This window comes from Microcoleus sp. Pol12A5, assembly GCF_036701435.1.
Taxonomy (GTDB): Bacteria; Cyanobacteriota; Cyanobacteriia; order Cyanobacteriales; family Microcoleaceae; genus Microcoleus.
The window spans coordinates 1-15,345 of record NZ_JAUBQU010000138.1; the positions used below are offsets into that span (position 1 = coordinate 1).

General features: G+C 47.8%; 19 protein-coding genes, 1 tRNA gene and 1 pseudogene. 7 read left to right on the top strand and 14 right to left on the bottom strand.

Features of this window, described 5'->3' with window-relative positions:
* Both QUA45_RS24570 and QUA45_RS24575 read right to left on the bottom strand, forming a co-directional pair.
* The coding region (locus QUA45_RS24570; protein ID WP_333222364.1) for a succinate dehydrogenase/fumarate reductase flavoprotein subunit at positions 1–1,238 on the bottom strand (1,238 nt) is incomplete at its 3' end.
* Positions 1,239–1,367: 129 nt separating this feature from the next.
* A complete protein-coding gene (locus QUA45_RS24575; RefSeq protein ID WP_190741078.1) occupies positions 1,368–1,682 on the bottom strand; it encodes a hypothetical protein in 315 nt (104 codons plus the stop codon).
* Between the two features lie 417 nt (positions 1,683–2,099).
* Between QUA45_RS24575 and QUA45_RS24580 the strand changes: the two genes are divergently transcribed.
* Both QUA45_RS24580 and QUA45_RS24585 read left to right on the top strand, forming a co-directional pair.
* Entirely contained in the window at positions 2,100–2,825 is a 726-nt protein-coding gene (locus tag QUA45_RS24580) for a lysophospholipid acyltransferase family protein (protein WP_333095896.1), read from the top strand.
* 78 nt (positions 2,826–2,903) lie between these two features.
* Positions 2,904–3,725, top strand: a complete 822-nt coding sequence (locus QUA45_RS24585; protein ID WP_333095897.1) for an alpha/beta fold hydrolase — start codon at positions 2,904–2,906, stop codon at positions 3,723–3,725.
* Positions 3,726–3,917: 192 nt separating this feature from the next.
* Here QUA45_RS24585 and QUA45_RS24590 read toward each other — a convergent pair whose 3' ends face one another.
* The 8 genes from QUA45_RS24590 to nadA all read right to left on the bottom strand — a co-directional run bounded on the left by QUA45_RS24590 (position 3,918) and on the right by nadA (position 10,430).
* Positions 3,918–4,625, bottom strand: a complete 708-nt coding sequence (locus QUA45_RS24590) for a DUF2996 domain-containing protein (RefSeq protein ID WP_333095898.1) — start codon at positions 4,623–4,625, stop codon at positions 3,918–3,920.
* A 187-nt stretch (positions 4,626–4,812) separates the two neighbouring features.
* The gene (locus QUA45_RS24595) at positions 4,813–5,700 is read right to left on the bottom strand and encodes a hypothetical protein (protein WP_333095899.1); all 888 of its coding nucleotides are present in this window, start codon (positions 5,698–5,700) and stop codon (positions 4,813–4,815) included.
* Between the two features lie 138 nt (positions 5,701–5,838).
* Positions 5,839–6,393, bottom strand: a complete 555-nt coding sequence (locus QUA45_RS24600) for a hypothetical protein (protein ID WP_333095900.1) — start codon at positions 6,391–6,393, stop codon at positions 5,839–5,841.
* A 337-nt stretch (positions 6,394–6,730) separates the two neighbouring features.
* The gene (locus QUA45_RS24605) at positions 6,731–6,847 is read right to left on the bottom strand and encodes a photosystem I reaction center subunit VIII (protein WP_293127047.1); all 117 of its coding nucleotides are present in this window, start codon (positions 6,845–6,847) and stop codon (positions 6,731–6,733) included.
* 57 nt (positions 6,848–6,904) lie between these two features.
* On the bottom strand, positions 6,905–7,414 hold the full coding sequence (locus QUA45_RS24610; RefSeq protein ID WP_333050145.1) for a photosystem I reaction center protein subunit XI: 510 nt from the start codon (positions 7,412–7,414) through the stop codon (positions 6,905–6,907).
* A 114-nt stretch (positions 7,415–7,528) separates the two neighbouring features.
* Positions 7,529–8,245 carry a TIGR04283 family arsenosugar biosynthesis glycosyltransferase gene (locus QUA45_RS24615; RefSeq protein WP_333222366.1) on the bottom strand — a complete coding sequence of 239 codons (717 nt, stop codon included), beginning with the start codon at positions 8,243–8,245 and terminating at the stop codon, positions 7,529–7,531.
* 424 nt (positions 8,246–8,669) lie between these two features.
* Positions 8,670–9,287 carry a TIGR04282 family arsenosugar biosynthesis glycosyltransferase gene (locus QUA45_RS24620; RefSeq protein WP_333074695.1) on the bottom strand — a complete coding sequence of 206 codons (618 nt, stop codon included), beginning with the start codon at positions 9,285–9,287 and terminating at the stop codon, positions 8,670–8,672.
* A gap of 174 nt (positions 9,288–9,461) precedes the next feature.
* Positions 9,462–10,430 carry a quinolinate synthase NadA gene (nadA, locus tag QUA45_RS24625; protein ID WP_333095902.1) on the bottom strand — a complete coding sequence of 323 codons (969 nt, stop codon included), beginning with the start codon at positions 10,428–10,430 and terminating at the stop codon, positions 9,462–9,464.
* Positions 10,431–10,627: 197 nt separating this feature from the next.
* Between nadA and QUA45_RS24630 the strand changes: the two genes are divergently transcribed.
* Positions 10,628–11,545, top strand: a complete 918-nt coding sequence (locus QUA45_RS24630) for a TIGR04168 family protein (protein WP_333222368.1) — start codon at positions 10,628–10,630, stop codon at positions 11,543–11,545.
* A gap of 34 nt (positions 11,546–11,579) precedes the next feature.
* Positions 11,580–11,664 (top strand) — tRNA-Ser (locus QUA45_RS24635).
* A gap of 157 nt (positions 11,665–11,821) precedes the next feature.
* Here QUA45_RS24635 and QUA45_RS24640 read toward each other — a convergent pair.
* Positions 11,822–12,202, bottom strand: coding sequence for a translation initiation factor (locus tag QUA45_RS24640; RefSeq protein ID WP_333095904.1), 381 nt, complete (start codon positions 12,200–12,202; stop codon positions 11,822–11,824).
* A gap of 107 nt (positions 12,203–12,309) precedes the next feature.
* Positions 12,310–12,813, bottom strand: a complete 504-nt coding sequence (locus tag QUA45_RS24645) for a hypothetical protein (RefSeq protein ID WP_333222370.1) — start codon at positions 12,811–12,813, stop codon at positions 12,310–12,312.
* Positions 12,814–13,316: 503 nt separating this feature from the next.
* Between QUA45_RS24645 and QUA45_RS24650 the strand changes: the two genes are divergently transcribed.
* Positions 13,317–13,835 carry a pentapeptide repeat-containing protein gene (locus QUA45_RS24650; RefSeq protein ID WP_333222372.1) on the top strand — a complete coding sequence of 173 codons (519 nt, stop codon included), beginning with the start codon at positions 13,317–13,319 and terminating at the stop codon, positions 13,833–13,835.
* A 99-nt stretch (positions 13,836–13,934) separates the two neighbouring features.
* On the opposite strand, the gene QUA45_RS24655 is transcribed toward QUA45_RS24650, so the two are convergent.
* The gene (locus QUA45_RS24655; protein ID WP_006633228.1) at positions 13,935–14,057 is read right to left on the bottom strand and encodes a hypothetical protein; all 123 of its coding nucleotides are present in this window, start codon (positions 14,055–14,057) and stop codon (positions 13,935–13,937) included.
* 20 nt (positions 14,058–14,077) lie between these two features.
* Between QUA45_RS24655 and QUA45_RS24660 the strand changes: the two genes are divergently transcribed.
* Positions 14,078–14,689: a DNA-3-methyladenine glycosylase gene (locus tag QUA45_RS24660; protein ID WP_333222374.1), complete on the top strand. Its 612-nt coding sequence runs from the start codon at positions 14,078–14,080 to the stop codon at positions 14,687–14,689.
* Between the two features lie 49 nt (positions 14,690–14,738).
* Positions 14,739–15,038 carry a hypothetical protein gene (locus QUA45_RS24665; RefSeq protein ID WP_333050161.1) on the top strand — a complete coding sequence of 100 codons (300 nt, stop codon included), beginning with the start codon at positions 14,739–14,741 and terminating at the stop codon, positions 15,036–15,038.
* Between the two features lie 143 nt (positions 15,039–15,181).
* Here the strand turns inward: QUA45_RS24665 and QUA45_RS24670 are convergent.
* Positions 15,182–15,345 (bottom strand): annotated as a pseudogene (locus QUA45_RS24670) (glycosyl hydrolase family 57); the annotation flags it as partial.

The window sequence follows — 15,345 nt, forward strand, 5'->3', positions numbered from 1 at the left end:
ACGAATTGTGCTATGGTTGCGCCAGTAACTTTGCCGTAAACTACGCATTCCAACAGCGAATTGCTGCCCAAACGGTTGGCGCCGTGAACTGACACGCAAGCTGCTTCGCCGGCTGCAAAGAAACCGTCTACCAAACTGTCAGGACTGCTGCGAACTTGCCCGCTAACATTAGTAGGAATTCCTCCCATTGAATAGTGAACGGTAGGGCGGACGGGCATCGGCTGATTTACGGCATCAATTCCTAACAAACGGTGGGCTTCTTCCCAAGCAAAAGGAATTTTGCTCATGATTTTTTCGCGTCCCATGTGCCGCAAATCCAGATAGATAAAGGGGCCGCCGGCACTACCATCAACATTAATTCCTCGGCCGGCGCGAATTTCTATGGAAATTGACCGCGAGGTGATATCTCTGGGCGCTAATTCCATCCGCGACGGGGCATAATTGGCCATAAATCGATCGCCCTCTGAATTAATCAAATAAGCGCCTTCGCCCCGCACAGCCTCCGAAATCAACACTCCCACGGGATACAAACCAGTCGGGTGAAACTGCACAAATTCCATATCTTCCAGCGGCAATCCAGCTAAAGCCGTCATCGCCAAACCGTCTCCCGTCGAGGCGTAATCGTTCGACGTGGTATTGTAAACTCGGCCGTAACCCCCCGTAGCAAACATCACCGCCTTAGCACGGACAACCTCAATTTGACCGTCTAGAAGGCGGTACATAACTACCCCCTTGGCTTGGCCTTCTTCCAAAATCAGGCGCGTAACATACCACTCCTGATAGATGTGAACTCCGCAGCGGCGCAGATTGTTGACTAATTCGTGGAGGATGGCGTGACCGGTTTTGTCGGCGGCGTAGCAGGTGCGGCGGTGGGAATGTCCGCCAAAAGCGCGCTGGGCAATTCTGCCGTCTGGGAGGCGGGAGAAGAGGACTCCCATGTGTTCTAAATCTATGACTACACCGGGCGCTTCCCGGGTGAGGATTTCTACCGCGTCTTGGTCTGCTAAATAGTCTGAACCTTTTACTGTGTCGAAGGCATGGGCTTTCCAACTGTCTTCAGGATCGACATTTTGGAGGCTGGAGGCCATGCCGCCTTGGGCTGCGACGGAGTGCGATCGAATCGGGTGAGTTTTGGCGACGACAGCTACCTTTAAACTGGGGTCAGTCCGAGCAATTTCTACTGCGGCGCGGCAACCTGCTAAACCGCCGCCTACAATGATTACGTCGTGTTCTAGCATTTTTTTGAATTCTTTTGAGTGTTCTGCTCAACTTATGGTGACGCAAAAAAAAACTTCCTACCAAAAGAGCAGGAAGTTTTTTAACTTTTGATTTTCCATTCAAATCAAAAGTTAAAATCTCAAATTGGACTAGCCGGCGCTTTCGGCAGGGTTCTGAAGCGACTGATTTCCCGTTGCAGAAGGTTGAGGTTCCGTACCGGGTTCTACAGCAAGCACTTCAATGTTATTTAGCAGAGTTGTAACGAAAGCAAACAGCAAGAAGGGCAGAGACAGCACTAAAATCAAGCCGACGGTAGCCAAGGCGAAGATTTGGCGAGCGCTACTCCACAAGGCGAGTGCCGACGCTAGACTTAGGAAGATGACTATCAGCCAAACAATGATTTGACCGTAAATGTCGCCAAAGGTGAGCGTACATCTAAGGCGATAGTTTTGGATGTTATTCATTTGATGCCTCGCGAGATTGCTATTACGACTTGTCCAAAAATACTTTGACAGTGCGTCAATGCCCACTGTAAATTTCTAAGTTTAGCTGCCGCAACTTGGTTTTGGGGTTGTTGTAAACATTCTTTAATAAGTTGCGACAACACTTGCTATATCTTTGCTTCAAACTGGGAAATTCTGCCGAAACAGTTGGCGATTGCACTCCGACGCCTAGAAACCGGGTTTTTTACTGTTTTGGCGGGCTGACTAGAAGGAAACACGCGAAACAACCAAGTTGATGGCCGCCCGTGTGTCTAGAATTACGAAACAAAGGCATAAGGGGAAAGTCTACTTTTTGAGGGAGCCCCGACTTGGTAAAGAAATGTTAAGCTGCATGGCAATGGAATCAACCTTTATAGTGTCCCACCTGTCTTTTGGCCCATGTTTTCAGAGAGCAAATTGCTGATTTCGCGCTGTTTCCTGGCTGGTTTGGGAACGCAGATGTTTCTGTACCGCGAAGACCGGATTCCCCAGGAGAGTCCGGTGCTGGTGGTGAGCAATCACCGCAGTTTCTTAGATCCTGTGCTGCTGACGGCGGCTTTGGGTCGATCGATCCGCTTTGCTTGTCATCATTACATGGGTCAAGTTCCGGTGATGAGGGAAGTTGTCACGACTTTCGGCGCTTTCCCCTTGGAAGCACCGGAGCACCGACAGCAGCATTTTTTCTCTCAAGCCACAGCGCTGCTGCAAGGCGGGGAGATGGTGGGGGTGTTTCCAGAGGGTGCAGAACCGATGGTGAAGCTTACTGGCCCGAATACTGTGGGGAAGTTTCAGCGGGGATTTGCTCACTTGGCTTTGCGGGCACCGGTGCGGGACTTGGCAGTTTTGCCGGTGGCGATTAGTTCTTTTGAGGAACACTCAGTACGATCGGGTGTACCGCTCAAGTTGTTGAGTTTGTTTGATCCTTCGGAACCGCTGTTCGATCGATCTGGATGGCATCCTGTGATAATTTATCAGCGAGTTAACGTTTTAATCGGCCGGCCTTACTGGATTACTGCCGAGAAACAGCAGCAATATCAAGGCAAAAAAGCCAAAGCAGTTGTGGCTGAACTCACAGACCACTGTCAGGGCGAAATTGCAGAATTACTCCAACGAGGTTGTTTGTAAGTTTGTTGACTGTTGACTATTGGCTGGTGTCAGATTTCCAATCTAAAATCTAAAATCTAAAATCGATTGACTTGAATCATGGCAAATGCTAACAATAAGGTTCGTTTCCTAACCCCCAGACCTCCGAAACCCGATCGCCCTTTATTTGTATTTTTGCCCGGTATGGACGGGGGCGGTTTGCTGCTGCGCTCCCAAATTCCTAAATTAGCCAATCATTTCGATATTCGTTGCTTAACTTTACCTGCGGACGATACGCCTAGTTGGGATGTACTGGTTGGGGAAACAATTGCCTTAATTGAAGCCGAAAAGGAAGCCGGAAAGCCGAAGCGGCCGGTTTATATGTGCGGCGAGTCATTTGGGGGCTGTTTAGCGATGAAAGTTGTGTTAGAAGCTCCCCAATTGTGCGATCGATTAATCTTAGTAAATCCAGCTTCTTCCTTTCGACAGCAGCCTTGGGTGCAGTGGGGTTCGTACCTGACTCAGTGGCTGCCGGCCAACCTTTATCCGCTGTCGGTAATCGGTTTATTGCCGATATTAGCATCATTAGGAAAGATTGGGCGCGACGATCGCCGCGCTTTGCTAGAAGCGATGCAAGCAGTACCGCAAAACACGTCTGTGTGGAGATTGGCGTTAGTGCGATCGTTTAATGTTGACGAAAATCAGTTGCGCGGCATCAAACACCCGACGCTAGTAATTGCTAGCGGTGCCGATCGGCTGCTGCCTTCTTTAGCAGAAGCGAAGCTTTTAGTCAAAGTAATTCCCAAGGCTCAAATGGTGCTGCTGGCTAACAGCGGTCATGCTTGTTTGTTAGAAACAGATGTTGACCTTTTTGCGATTATGCAAGCTCGCAATTTTTTGACAAAATCCGAAGAAAATCGGTCATTAGTCAGCAGTCATTAGTTATTAGTCATTAGCTATAGTTAATAGTCATTAACTAAGACTTCTCACTTAGCAATAAGTCTAGGCAAAATTAGAGATGGGTTATCGGTAAAATTCATATCCCAATTAACCCGCCCTGCCACTCATTAGTAACTCCCTAAATACCAGCAACTAATGACTAATAACTAATGACTAATAACTAATAACTAATAACTAATTAAGATTTAGCCATTTTTGAGCGTTAAGTCGCTGGACGACGCCAAACACCATGAGGTCTAGTGTTACCTTGCGCTCATCTATCAAAAAAGGCTCTAAAGTGCTAGTTTTGGTATTAGTTTCAGCGCAGGAAAACGCCCTTTGACTTTGAATATTTTCTTGAGGAAAATACAGGTTAAATTGGCGCTGACCTTCTTGAAATTTACCAATTACCTGCCAGCAATCGCCAACGGAACTCATGCCGGCAACTGGGAGTTTTTGTTTTGCCAAACTCACCTCTAAATCCTTAACGCCCTGCTTAGTCAAAGCAGTTTGCAAAGCGGGCAAATAATCTTGTTGAATAAATTCCGCAAAGGGCTTGTCTTCAACAGCAGGTGCTTTTTCCTTTTTAGCTTTAGCTGGGGGCTTGTCGCCTTCGGCCTTGGCTGCGGGCTTTTTAGCAGCAGGCTGAGGCTTGTCAGTGCTGGGTAAGTCGCTTGTATCTGGTTCGTCGGAACTCGGGGCGTTCTCGATCGCAGCACTGGGAGTTTCCGATTCGCCAGCGGTAGGATTTTTCGGTTCTTTGGGCTTTTTAGCGGCAGGCTGAGGCTTGTCAGTGCTGGGTAAGTCGCTTGTTTCGGCTGTGTCGGAACTTGGGGCGTTCTCGATCGCAGCACTGGGAGTTTCCGATTCTCCAGCGGTAGGGTTTTGCGGTTCTTCTGGCATTAACGCTTCCTTTTAAAAGTGATCGGTAAAAGAATTGTGAGTGCAGGTGGGGGCGATCGACTTTTTTCGATCGCGCCCACTGTTTATCGAAAACCAAGCGAGAGAGAATTGCTCGTTCCAAAAAATTTGAACTCAAAACACTCTCAGAGGGCGATCGCCGGCAAACATCACAACTCCTTTGGTTATTCTAAATCTCAGCGACAGCTCGTTCAATCAAACGGCGGGCGAGAGTTTGAACACCGGTGTGTTCGTAGTAGTTGGTAGTCATATCGAGGAATGCGCCCACGTAGTCCACCTTGTCAGCAGAAATTTCCACAAAACTCTGCAAGTGGCCGAGTACATTTTGAGGAGTCAAACCTCGATCGCTCACAAAAGAGCTCATCCAGCCGGAAACCGAATTAAAGCTTTCGCCAATAAAGCCGAGTTGACCTGCGGGAGAACCCCCAGGAATCATGCCACCGATCGACTTAAAGGCCGAATTATCTTGCAAATCGTTCGGGGAGAGCTTTTCAATCCAAGACTGAGTTGCCATGATAAAGTCCGGGCCCAGGGGAATCAAACCGTCAAAACACACCAAAGCAGCCATCCGCATCAGGGATTCGCCGCCGTAGTCGCCCAAGGAAGCAGCAAAATCGCCAATGCTGTCGCCGGGAAGGCCGTTAATTTGGCAAAAAGCTAGCAACTCTGTGACTAATTTCAAAGACAGATCGATCGTTTGAGCTTTTTCAGCCTTGGGAGTGATATTGCCGAGGAACGACAAAAACGAGACATTTTCCGCAACTTTATTGGCGAGGGCCGCACTGCCCAAAGCCTTGTCGGTACTGTCAATAGTTTGGTAAAGCCAGAGAGCGCGTTGATAGCCCTGAGACTTATCGTTGAAGAGGTAGATGGCGCGCTCGCCAATTTGCTGAATTAGTTCTTCGTCTGTTTCGCCAGTAACGGTGCGAATGGTATTTTCAAAGCCAACTAAATTGTTCCACTCACCGGGAACCACAAAGTCAAGCGCTCGCAGGGCTTTGACAGTCATGTTGTCTTGAGGCAGTGTATCGACTAATTCAAAGACTGTTTTGCTCACAAAAAACTCCTTTTGCTGGAACGAAAATCAAAGGTATTACTTTTGGCAGATGCCAAGAACTTCACAGTCTCATTCTGGCAGACTTAGTTCTAATAGCGCCAGACTGGAGTCGGGCGCGGAGTGTGACAAAAGACGTTGCTACTTGAGACGGGCGAGACCGCCGAGGTTAAATTTTGACAGCCAAGCTTCGCGATCGCCAGCGGTAAAAGAGGGATTGCGGGATTGAACTTTCACCTGATAGCGATTTGCCACTAAAACAGCAGTGATATTGGCACCCTGATTAACGGCGGGATAGCCGCTGATTTGCTTGGTACTTTGCTGGAATTTTGCACCTGCGCTGGGGTTGCCGGCGATGTCGTTAATCGAGAGAACCGCGACATTTTTTCCGTCTTTGTTCAGCTTAGCTTCAGCAAAACCGGATTTTTCTTGAGCAAAAACGCGATCGAATCCACCGCCCGAAGACGGGAAGTATTTATTTAACTTACCGCCTGCAACTGCCTTCTTGGGCAGGTTTTGATTACTAGCACTTGATTTATCAGCAGTTGTCTGCTGTGCCTTACCAGGTTTTTGGGTGCTTTCCTGCTGAGCTTTGTCCCAGCGGGAGGGGGCTTGGGTTTGACCGCAGGCGGTCACTAACAGCAGTACCGAGATCAGGAATGGAGCTAAGATGCGGCGTGCGGGGGAAAATTGCATCGCTGTCTCCTCATTAGTAGGTTTCCATAACAATTGTGGCTCAGAATTTGGCAATTTGTGTGGTCTGAGCGGATTATTTGTCTTCTTTGCAAAAAAATCCTCTGCCCGCAGGTAGAGGATTTTTTTGCAATTACGATTTTTGAAGGAAGAAAACTGAAAGATTGCTCCACAGATAAATTCTGGGGATGGGGGTAAAGAAACTAAGTTTTCTGATAGCCAGAAATCTCAAAACAATTTTTGCTGATTTTCCCTAGATTTATCTAGAAATTTCAGAGCAATTGTTCATCAATCGTCTTACTTCGGCTTTCCAACTTAGGTCCTACTTTAGGGGTAAGGATCAGGCGTCGCTTTCAATGTAGATAAACAACAAACCCATTACCACAACCGGCATCAGCCAGGTAATTAGCGGAATCAAAATCCAAGGCAAGAAAGAAGCAGCGTAGGAACCTGTCATATCAAATTCTCCAAACTAAAGTTAGTGTGTTCCAACAGGGATATTTGGGAGTGAAGCCTAATTGTTGACTAAACCCCGGAAAATGGCATCGATGCCGTTAAAGTTTTCGAGTAAGAAGTAGGCAACAAAGACGCCGCCCATCCCGCCAATGAAGAAACCACCGGTAAACTGGCTCCACCCCTCAGCATTTCTGAGGGCATCGGGGGTCATGGGATTAGCGCTAGGGTAGCTGGTGTTGTCTTGTTTGAAAGAGACTAAACCGTAAGCAGACATACCTAGTGTGCCAAGCAGAACTAAGACGAGGGCTGTATATAATCCTCCGAGATTAGCTGCTTCTGGATAATCCCGCAGGGGCCCGAAGACGATTTGGGGGCCGACGAGGAAATAACCGTGTGCCAAACCGATTTCTAGGCCTCGAATTAGGGGCGAGAGTCCTTTGCGGTAGGCAGGCAGGTTGCCGATGAATGCTTTTGTGAAATCAGAAGCACTGATGGGGGTAGCTAGATGACCCGTGAAGGGGTCGCCGTTAAAGGGTTTAATAAGCTCTGCATCTCTGGGATCGGCCATATTCTGTTTGTCCTCGCAGTTTAATAAAGTTGAGGCGTTCAAGTCATATTTTACGCAGGGAGGTGTTTCCTATTTGCATAATTGGCAGCAAGCTTTAGAAAAGTTCACTATTCTTTAGTTTTTGGAAGAATTTTTCTTTTGGCTCTTATACCAGAAAGCGAGTCGATCGGGCGACACTCCAAGGAAATAAGCGATGATTACTATTTGATTAATGGCGGTGGTTTTGAGAACCCCAAGCTGCTGCCAGCGACGGGCGGAGGTCAGGACTGGCTGGGTTACTATTTCAATGCGGCCTTGTTTTTTCAACCGCCGCACGAATTCAAAGTCTTCCATAACGGGCAAGTCGGGAAAACCGCCGATTTTGTCAAACGTAACTGCCTTGAGGAAAATAGCTTGATCGCCGTAGGGCATTTGCAGAAAGTTCGATCGGCACTTTACCCCTCTTTCTACCAGCCGGAGGCTGAGCCTGCAGGCGTCAATCTTGAGTTCAAAGGCCCCTGCTACAGCAGACGGGTTAGCTAGTACCCGACGCGCGCTATCGTCGTACCCGCGAGGCAAAAGAGTGTCTCCGTGGAGAAACAGCAATATGTCTCCTGTAGCAGCAGCAGCACCTGCATTCATTTGGGTGGCGCGGCCTGGGGCGGTGGAGATAACTCGGACGCCCAAAGATTTTGCTATATCGGCTGTACCGTCGCTACTGCAGCCGTCGGCGACAATTATTTCGACATTTTTGGCCTGAAGGGCGCTGGAGATGACTGAGGCAATTGTAGGTGCTTCGTTTAAGACTGGAATGATAATGGAAATTTTGAGATAGGGATTTTCTAGCGACATACAGAATTAAGCACCCCGTGAGAGAGGGTGGGTTTTGTAAAAAGTTTATCTGTTATGAGAGTCAATTTTTTACGCCGGGATAGCCCCTACATTGGGCCTTAAGGTGGGAAGGCGAGTTTTGTAAAAAGCTTATCTCTTAGTTGCTCATTTTTTACACCGATATCGCCCCTACATTTGGCTTTCATCTGACAGGGCGGGTTTCATACAAATCTGAGCTATTAATTGTTAGTTTATTTGCTAATTTTTGGTATTTTCTCGCGCCTGGGACTATTGTCCCAGGCGCTGTCTAACTGCTACTAAAATTCAGCATTTGGTTAGACGAATACAATTACTATATTATGACTGTTTAGTTCCAAAATTAAGTAGTTTTATAAACTTCTATATAACACTTTATAATAATTTAGCTTCCTTAAACATAGTTTAGTTATTTCAATATATTAATATCTAAACCGAGGAGATCTTCGGGTCTATCGATATCTGCAAGAGTGGGAAGATAAGCAATATTTAGATCTAGCTTTTGGGCGATCGCCCGGGTACAAGCCAATACTTCACTGCTTCCCCACTGAATGCCACCGAACAATTCCGGTATCGATCGCCGCAGCCCGATCAGATAATAACCTCCGTCTTTGGCTGGGCCCAAAACTAAATCGTGCTGGCTCAGTTCATCAAAAGCTTGTGCCATGATTTCTGCTTTCAAACCAGGACAATCAGTGCCGATAATTGCAGTTTTCTCAACCCCTGAATTAAAAGACTTTTGAAACGCTGCTGTCATTCTTGCGCCCAAATCACCGTCTCTTTGATTTTGACAAATAATATCATTTCCCAACCACTCTTGCATCAGTTGTTGGCTGCCGCCGGCTCGGTGAATTTCTACGGATAATCGGCGGGCTTGTTGGAGAGAGAGAGCGCAGGCGATCGTCCGTTGAGCCATCAAGCGGTGAAGGTTGGCAGCACCTGCTTTTCCCAGCACGGGAATTAGTCGAGTTTTGGTTGTTCCCGGTTCGGGATAGCGAGTGAAAACAATCAGTTTTTCGGACATCATTTATCGTTCAGGAGTTTTAAAGGAAGGAACCGCAGAGTCGCAGAGGAAGAAAAGAGAAAGAGCTAACAACTGATTCACCGATTGCAGATCGATGTGGGTGGGTTAGGCAATGACTTAATTTAATCGCAGCGCCCCACTCACCACACAATAAATTTACTTAAAAATAGCCAGCGGTTAGCTCATTTCTAGCATTCGTTGGATCGGCTGTAAGGCTGCTAGTTGAATATCTTGGGGCATGGTAATTTCAGGGGTTTGATTTTTTAGGGATAGATACAATTTTTCCAAGGTATTTAATCTCATGTGCGGGCATTCGTTGCAAGCGCAGTTATTATTGGTGGAAGGAGCGGGGATGAAGCGTTTATGCGGAGCTTGCTTTTGCATTTGGTGAATGATTCCCGGTTCAGTCGCGACAATAAAAGCTTGGCTGGAACTACCTTGAGAATATTTGAGCAAAGCAGTGGTAGATCCGATATAATTGGCGTGGCGCAGCACGGGAGGTTCGCATTCTGGGTGGGCAATTATTTCGGCATCGGGATTTTCGATTTTGAGTTGAACTATCTTTTTTTCTGAGAAGTTTTCGTGGACCATGCAAGCTCCTTGCCAGATCTCCATGTTTCTCCCCGTTTGTTCCATGACGTAGCGACCGAGATTGCGGTCTGGTCCAAAAATTATCGGCTGATTTTCGGGAATTTGGTTGACAATTTTAACAGCGTTAGAACTGGTGCAAATTATATCGCTCATTGCCTTAATTGCGGCGGTACAATTAATGTAGGAAATTACCAAATGTGCTGGTCGATCGGCTTTGAAAGCTGCAAAGGCTTCGGGAGGGCAACTGTCGGCGAGGGAACATCCAGCATTTAAGTCTGGCAACAATACTAATTTGTCGGGATTGAGAATTTTTGCGGTTTCGGCCATGAAATGAACTCCGGCAAAAACTATGACATCGGCGCTGGTGTTGGCGGCTTTGCGGGCAAGTTCTAGGGAGTCGCCAATGAAGTCTGCGATGTCTTGAATATCGGAGTCTTGGTAATAGTGGGCGAGAATGACGGCGTTTAACTCTTGTTTGAGGGCGTTAATGGCTGCAAACAAGTCGTGGGGCAGTCGGGTTTGAGTAAAGTTCGGAGCAGGTGCGGTGGTAAACACAGTTAGAATATTCCGGGGAAGGTGGCGAAGACAGCTAAAGTGTATTTTGAATTATAGTTGAATTCACCAAAAAGTGCTGGCTGTTCAGTGGGGCCAATCTAAAATCCAAAATATGCTGCGGGAGAGTTCAAAAATTGGTCGCTGTTTCTTATGCTGAGTAAGAAGGGGCTAGGGAGCGATCGCACATGACAAATCACATGAATAAAGCTAAATCTATCAAAATTGCGGTGGTGGGGGACGTTCACGATCGCTGGGAACCTGAAGACGGCGAAGCCCTGAAGCATCTGGGCGTTGATTTGGTGCTGTTTGTGGGGGATTTTGGCAATGAGTCGGTGGAGGTGGTGCGGGCGATCGCCCAATTGGACATTCCGAAAGCAGCGGTGTTTGGGAACCACGATGCTTGGTACACGGCGACTGAGTGGGGCCGCAGTCAGTGCCCTTACGATCGCACTAAAGAAAATTGGGTGAAACAGCAGTTAGATTTAATGGGGGAAGCTCACGTCGGTTACGGGAAAAGGGATTTTCCAGAATTGGGCGTAACTGTGGTGGGAAGCCGCCCGTTTACTTGGGGGGGATCGGAGTGGAAGTACGGTGATTTTTACTCGGAGTGGTTTGGGGTAGAAAGTTTTGAGGAATCGACGCGGCGCATAGCAGCGGCTGCGGCGGATGCCGATTGCGAAAATGTGATTTTTTTGGGTCACACGGGCCCTACGGGGTTAGGAGAGGCTCCTGAAGACCCCTGCGGTCGAGATTGGAAGCCGCTGGGCGGGGATTGGGGCGACCCGGATTTTGCGGAGGCGATCGATCGAACTCGGAGTTCTGGGAAGCACATACCGCTAGTAACTTTTGGTCATATGCACCACAAACTGCGGCACACGAAGCACGAGTTGCGGAAGTCGCTGGAGGTGAGTGCGGAGGGTACGGTGTATTTGAATGCGGCCAGCGTACCGCGGATTGTGGAGAGAGAGTGCTCGAAACTGCGAAATTTCTCGATCGTCCTGCTGGAAAATGGAGCAGTGTCTGAAGTGTCTCTGGTATGGGTAGGCGAAGATTTTGCGGTAGAAAGAGAACAAATTCTTTATCGGCACACTGAATCTGCAGCTATTTGTAGTTAGAGACAATTGCTGGTATGATAAAATGAATTCGCCCGGAGAGGTGGCAGAGTGGTCGAATGCGCCTGACTTGAAATCAGGTGAACCGCAAGGTTCCGTGGGTTCAAATCCCACCCTCTCCGTTTAACAATTCTCTTGTCCGTTAAGGGTTTCAGATTATCTATCCCCTCAAGAGTTCCCTTTGCCGCTCATCTTTGGCTCACTCATGGTATTTGGCCACAAAAAAACACCCCCGCAGGGGTGCTGTTGCTTACCAGGTAATTTTTCTAGCTAACTGACTTAACTAAACCCTTCCTCATCCGCTGGGTCGCCGTAGGGGTCTTCGCTCGCGGGGATGACATTGCCGAACATTCCAGCATCCGCTACGTAGTCTGCGGGGTCGCCGTAGGGGTCTTCGCTGGCCGGACTCACGTTACCGAACTGTCCGTAGTCTGTACCGGCGTAGTCTGCGGGGTCGCCGTAGGGGTCTTCGCTGGCCGGACTCACGTCGCCGTACTCTCCGTAGTCTGCGGGGTCGCCGTAGGGGTCTTCGCTGGCCGGACGCGCATTGCCATACTGTCCGGGATTTGAGGGATCTTGGTAATTACCGTCAGGATCGACTTGCTCGCTGTCGGGCCCGACGATCGCATCTTTTAACTTCCGAAAAAATCCGTCTACCATGATAAAGTTCCTCTTTTTTATGTGGTGAAAAACTGGTGTTTTAGATTGGGAATCCCAGATTTAATTAAAAATCTCCCATCGGTAATCTAAAAGCTCAAATCGTTAGGCTACTGTGCCGGAACAGGAGCTGTAGCTTCCGGCAAGCTAGTAAGGTCTCGACCGGTATTTTGGTTGTTGTAGCCTTGGAATTCCCGGTAACGCATTGCCTCGGACTCCGGAACTTTAATTCCTCCAGGCGGGGGCGTTACCCAGTGAGCGCGATTCTGGGCATCGCGGTAGTAAACGCGACCGTTTTTGGAAAGGTAATATTTTCCCTCCGGCCCCTGTTGTTGCTTGTTTTTATGCTGGTTGTAGAGGTAGTAAAGGGCCGCTGCTCCTGCTAAAGTAATCCCTACTTTTTGAGCATTGCTCAGTCCTTTTTTCGCTTGTGGGGAAGGAGCGGAGCCGCGATTAGTTTGCACTCCTCCAGCGCGAGTATCGTCAACAGGAGGCGGAGGAGCGTAAGTTCGCTCGCTAGAACCGCAAGCACTCACAAAGGGAAAGGTCAGCAGCGTTGTCAGCAGCAGAGCCACGAAGCGCGATCTTTGAGGTTCGGGTTTGATTGTGTTCATTGCCGCTCCGAATTGTCGGGATGATAGGTAGGACGTGTTCTGGCGAGGTTGAGGAACCTGAGCTGCTGCTAACAGTTTTTAGAGTAAATTAATTTCTCGAAGCAATTTTGACCAAAGTAGTTGCTGAGAATTTATCAACAGCGCAGGTACGGTATTGCGTTTCTATTTAATCATGGTGCAATCTCTCGATGATTTACTCATTCTAGGGATATAAATAAAGTTTCTTTTATTTCAGTCTGGAGGTATATGCAAATGCGCGCCTTCTGGTAAAAATAAATTCGGTTTGTGGACTGCTAAGCAGACGGACGGGACGAGTGCGAAGCTCAAAGCAGAACTGGGGAGGGAAAGGAGGCGGGAGGTTTAAGTTTGGCGGTGTTTAATTGTGCCGGACGGCTTGTCAGAGATGCCTGCAATTTTTTCGTGGGAATTCTGGAGAGGTCGATCGCACTATTGTAGAAATCTATTAACAGCCAGAGAAAGCCCCCAAAGCTTTTCGGATATTTATGAAATTAAAGAATTTATTTACTGCTGGATTGTCCATCGCAGTTGTATTTACTGCGGTCAAATATCTAACTTTTTCAAATCAACAAAACCAAGTCAAGGAATTGCTGCAAACCAAACAGTGTCCCGAATGTAATTTCAGCAATGCCAACCTAAAAGGATTAGACTTGCAAGGAGTCAACTTGCAGGGAGCTAACCTAGAAGGTGCTAACTTATCAGGAGCAAAATTGGCTAATGCCAACCTCAAAAATGCCAATTTAAATAGAGCCAACCTCACGGGAGCTGATTTGGGCTGTGCCGGCATCACTTTCAACCTTGAGGCTAATGAAAAAGAAGCAAATATGGATTTTAATGTCACCGCTGTTCCACAACAGAATAACCCAGAAAATTCAGTAGTTGGTTTCAAAATGAAAGCAACGGATAGAGGAGCGACAATGCGTTTCAACCTCATGGGATGCGCTGACTTCTCGAATGCTAGCTTGCAAGAAGCTCAAATGCCAAATGGCACAACTCATCCTTAGTAAGACTAGCAAATAATGTTTATATCTATTAAATTGAAAGAAAACCGCCGCCTGACAAACAGGCAGCGGTTTTTTAAGCAACTAACTGCACGCCTAAAATTAGTGAGCAGAACCGTTGCCGTGATACTTGTCAGTATCGTAGAACCCGTTTTTTGTGCCGAAGAACAGACAGCAAACCGTGAAAACTGCTGTCAAGACTGCTAAAACTAACTTAACGTCCATAATTTACCTGCTGTTGTTGAGTGAGTGCAAATACTCAGATTGTAGAATCTTTTTGGCTGGCGCGGCCATCTACCAGCGTAGCGCCAGATTTGCTGGGCTGTACTCTGGTGCGGCAATTTCCGGACGGCGAGACAATTAGGGGAATGATTGTCGAAACCGAAGCTTACGGCCCAGGAGATCCCGCTTGTCACGCTTACCGACAGCGCACTTCTCGCAATGAGGTGATGTTCGGGCCTGCGGGTATGAGCTACGTTTACTTAATCTACGGGATGTATCACTGTTTTAATGTTGTGACGGATGTAGAGGGAGTTGCCAGTGCTGTGCTGATTCGAGCGTTGCAGGTAGATGTGCTTCCCCAAGAATTAGCTGCAATTCCTGAGAAGAAGCGATCGCGCCTCGCCGCCGGGCCTGGGAAACTGTGTAAGGTACTGGATATCGATCGAACTTTAAGCGGTTTTCCCTTGGGTGCAGGCCAACCGCTGCGGTTGGAACACCGGAGCGAGCACTTTCAGCAAGCTGTGGAGGAGGGTACAATAAATTTTGTGCAAACTACGCGGATCGGGATTTCTCAAGGAATTGATTTGCCTTGGCGGTGGTATGTAGGGAACTCTACGGCTGTGTCACAACTCTAGTAATGTCAAAGGTATCAGTGTAAATTTTGTGGCTTATCTTAGTGAAATTATGGCTTACTCTTCTGAAAATCCGATCGTACAACTCAAAAAATGCCTGACGCTGGCTCAGGATGTTGGTAGTCACACCGAAGCCAACCGGGCTTTCCAGCAATTGTGTGGGATTATAGATGCTGAAAACCCAATGGCGGCGCAACTTTTGGAGATGCTGTGGGAAGAAGCAATTATGGCGAGGCGATCGGCTTTATTTTGGCAACAAATGAGCGATGTTGAGAAAGATATGGCTAATAGAATGATGGAAAATATGACGCAAATGCGGCAAAACTATTTGCGGTTAATGCAGGAAATGTAGACAGTAATTGGTAAGTCGGTGTTTGTAATGAGGACTTTAGTCCTCTCTTTATCAATAAAGTTTTCTAGATGTAGGGTGCGTCAGCGCTGATATTTGAGGAGGCTCAAACAGTTTGTTTCCGGGGCCCCCTACAATAAATTCTCCTACTTCATTAAAGCAGCGCCGCGGTTGTAAAGTTCGCGCGCGTAATCAGTCCAAGTTCCCTGTCCCCAATAGCGGAAACAGCTTGTTTGTAGCAGCAAGTTGTAAAGCAAAGCTTGCTGGTATTCAAACTGCTTGGTAACGGTCGCATCTTGCTGCACCAGCG

What these genes read in the sequence shown, in the direction of transcription:
- QUA45_RS24640 (WP_333095904.1), bottom strand. Translation starts at nt 12,202, where the DNA reads ATGGTAGACGGATTTTTTCGGAAGTTAAAAGATGCGATCGTCGGGCCC.
- QUA45_RS24620 (WP_333074695.1), bottom strand. Translation starts at nt 9,287, where the DNA reads ATGATGTCCGAAAAACTGATTGTTTTCACTCGCTATCCCGAACCGGGA.
- QUA45_RS24645 (WP_333222370.1), bottom strand. Translation starts at nt 12,813, where the DNA reads ATGAACACAATCAAACCCGAACCTCAAAGATCGCGCTTCGTGGCTCTG.
- QUA45_RS24590 (WP_333095898.1), bottom strand. Translation starts at nt 4,625, where the DNA reads ATGCCAGAAGAACCGCAAAACCCTACCGCTGGAGAATCGGAAACTCCC.
- QUA45_RS24605 (WP_293127047.1), bottom strand. Translation starts at nt 6,847, where the DNA reads ATGACAGGTTCCTACGCTGCTTCTTTCTTGCCTTGGATTTTGATTCCG.
- QUA45_RS24585 (WP_333095897.1), top strand. Translation starts at nt 2,904, where the DNA reads ATGGCAAATGCTAACAATAAGGTTCGTTTCCTAACCCCCAGACCTCCG.
- QUA45_RS24650 (WP_333222372.1), top strand. Translation starts at nt 13,317, where the DNA reads ATGAAATTAAAGAATTTATTTACTGCTGGATTGTCCATCGCAGTTGTA.
- QUA45_RS24580 (WP_333095896.1), top strand. Translation starts at nt 2,100, where the DNA reads ATGTTTTCAGAGAGCAAATTGCTGATTTCGCGCTGTTTCCTGGCTGGT.
- QUA45_RS24600 (WP_333095900.1), bottom strand. Translation starts at nt 6,393, where the DNA reads ATGCAATTTTCCCCCGCACGCCGCATCTTAGCTCCATTCCTGATCTCG.
- QUA45_RS24655 (WP_006633228.1), bottom strand. Translation starts at nt 14,057, where the DNA reads ATGGACGTTAAGTTAGTTTTAGCAGTCTTGACAGCAGTTTTCACGGTT.
- QUA45_RS24575 (WP_190741078.1), bottom strand. Translation starts at nt 1,682, where the DNA reads ATGAATAACATCCAAAACTATCGCCTTAGATGTACGCTCACCTTTGGC.
- QUA45_RS24665 (WP_333050161.1), top strand. Translation starts at nt 14,739, where the DNA reads ATGGCTTACTCTTCTGAAAATCCGATCGTACAACTCAAAAAATGCCTG.
- QUA45_RS24615 (WP_333222366.1), bottom strand. Translation starts at nt 8,245, where the DNA reads ATGTCGCTAGAAAATCCCTATCTCAAAATTTCCATTATCATTCCAGTC.
- QUA45_RS24610 (WP_333050145.1), bottom strand. Translation starts at nt 7,414, where the DNA reads ATGGCCGATCCCAGAGATGCAGAGCTTATTAAACCCTTTAACGGCGAC.
- QUA45_RS24630 (WP_333222368.1), top strand. Translation starts at nt 10,628, where the DNA reads ATGAATAAAGCTAAATCTATCAAAATTGCGGTGGTGGGGGACGTTCAC.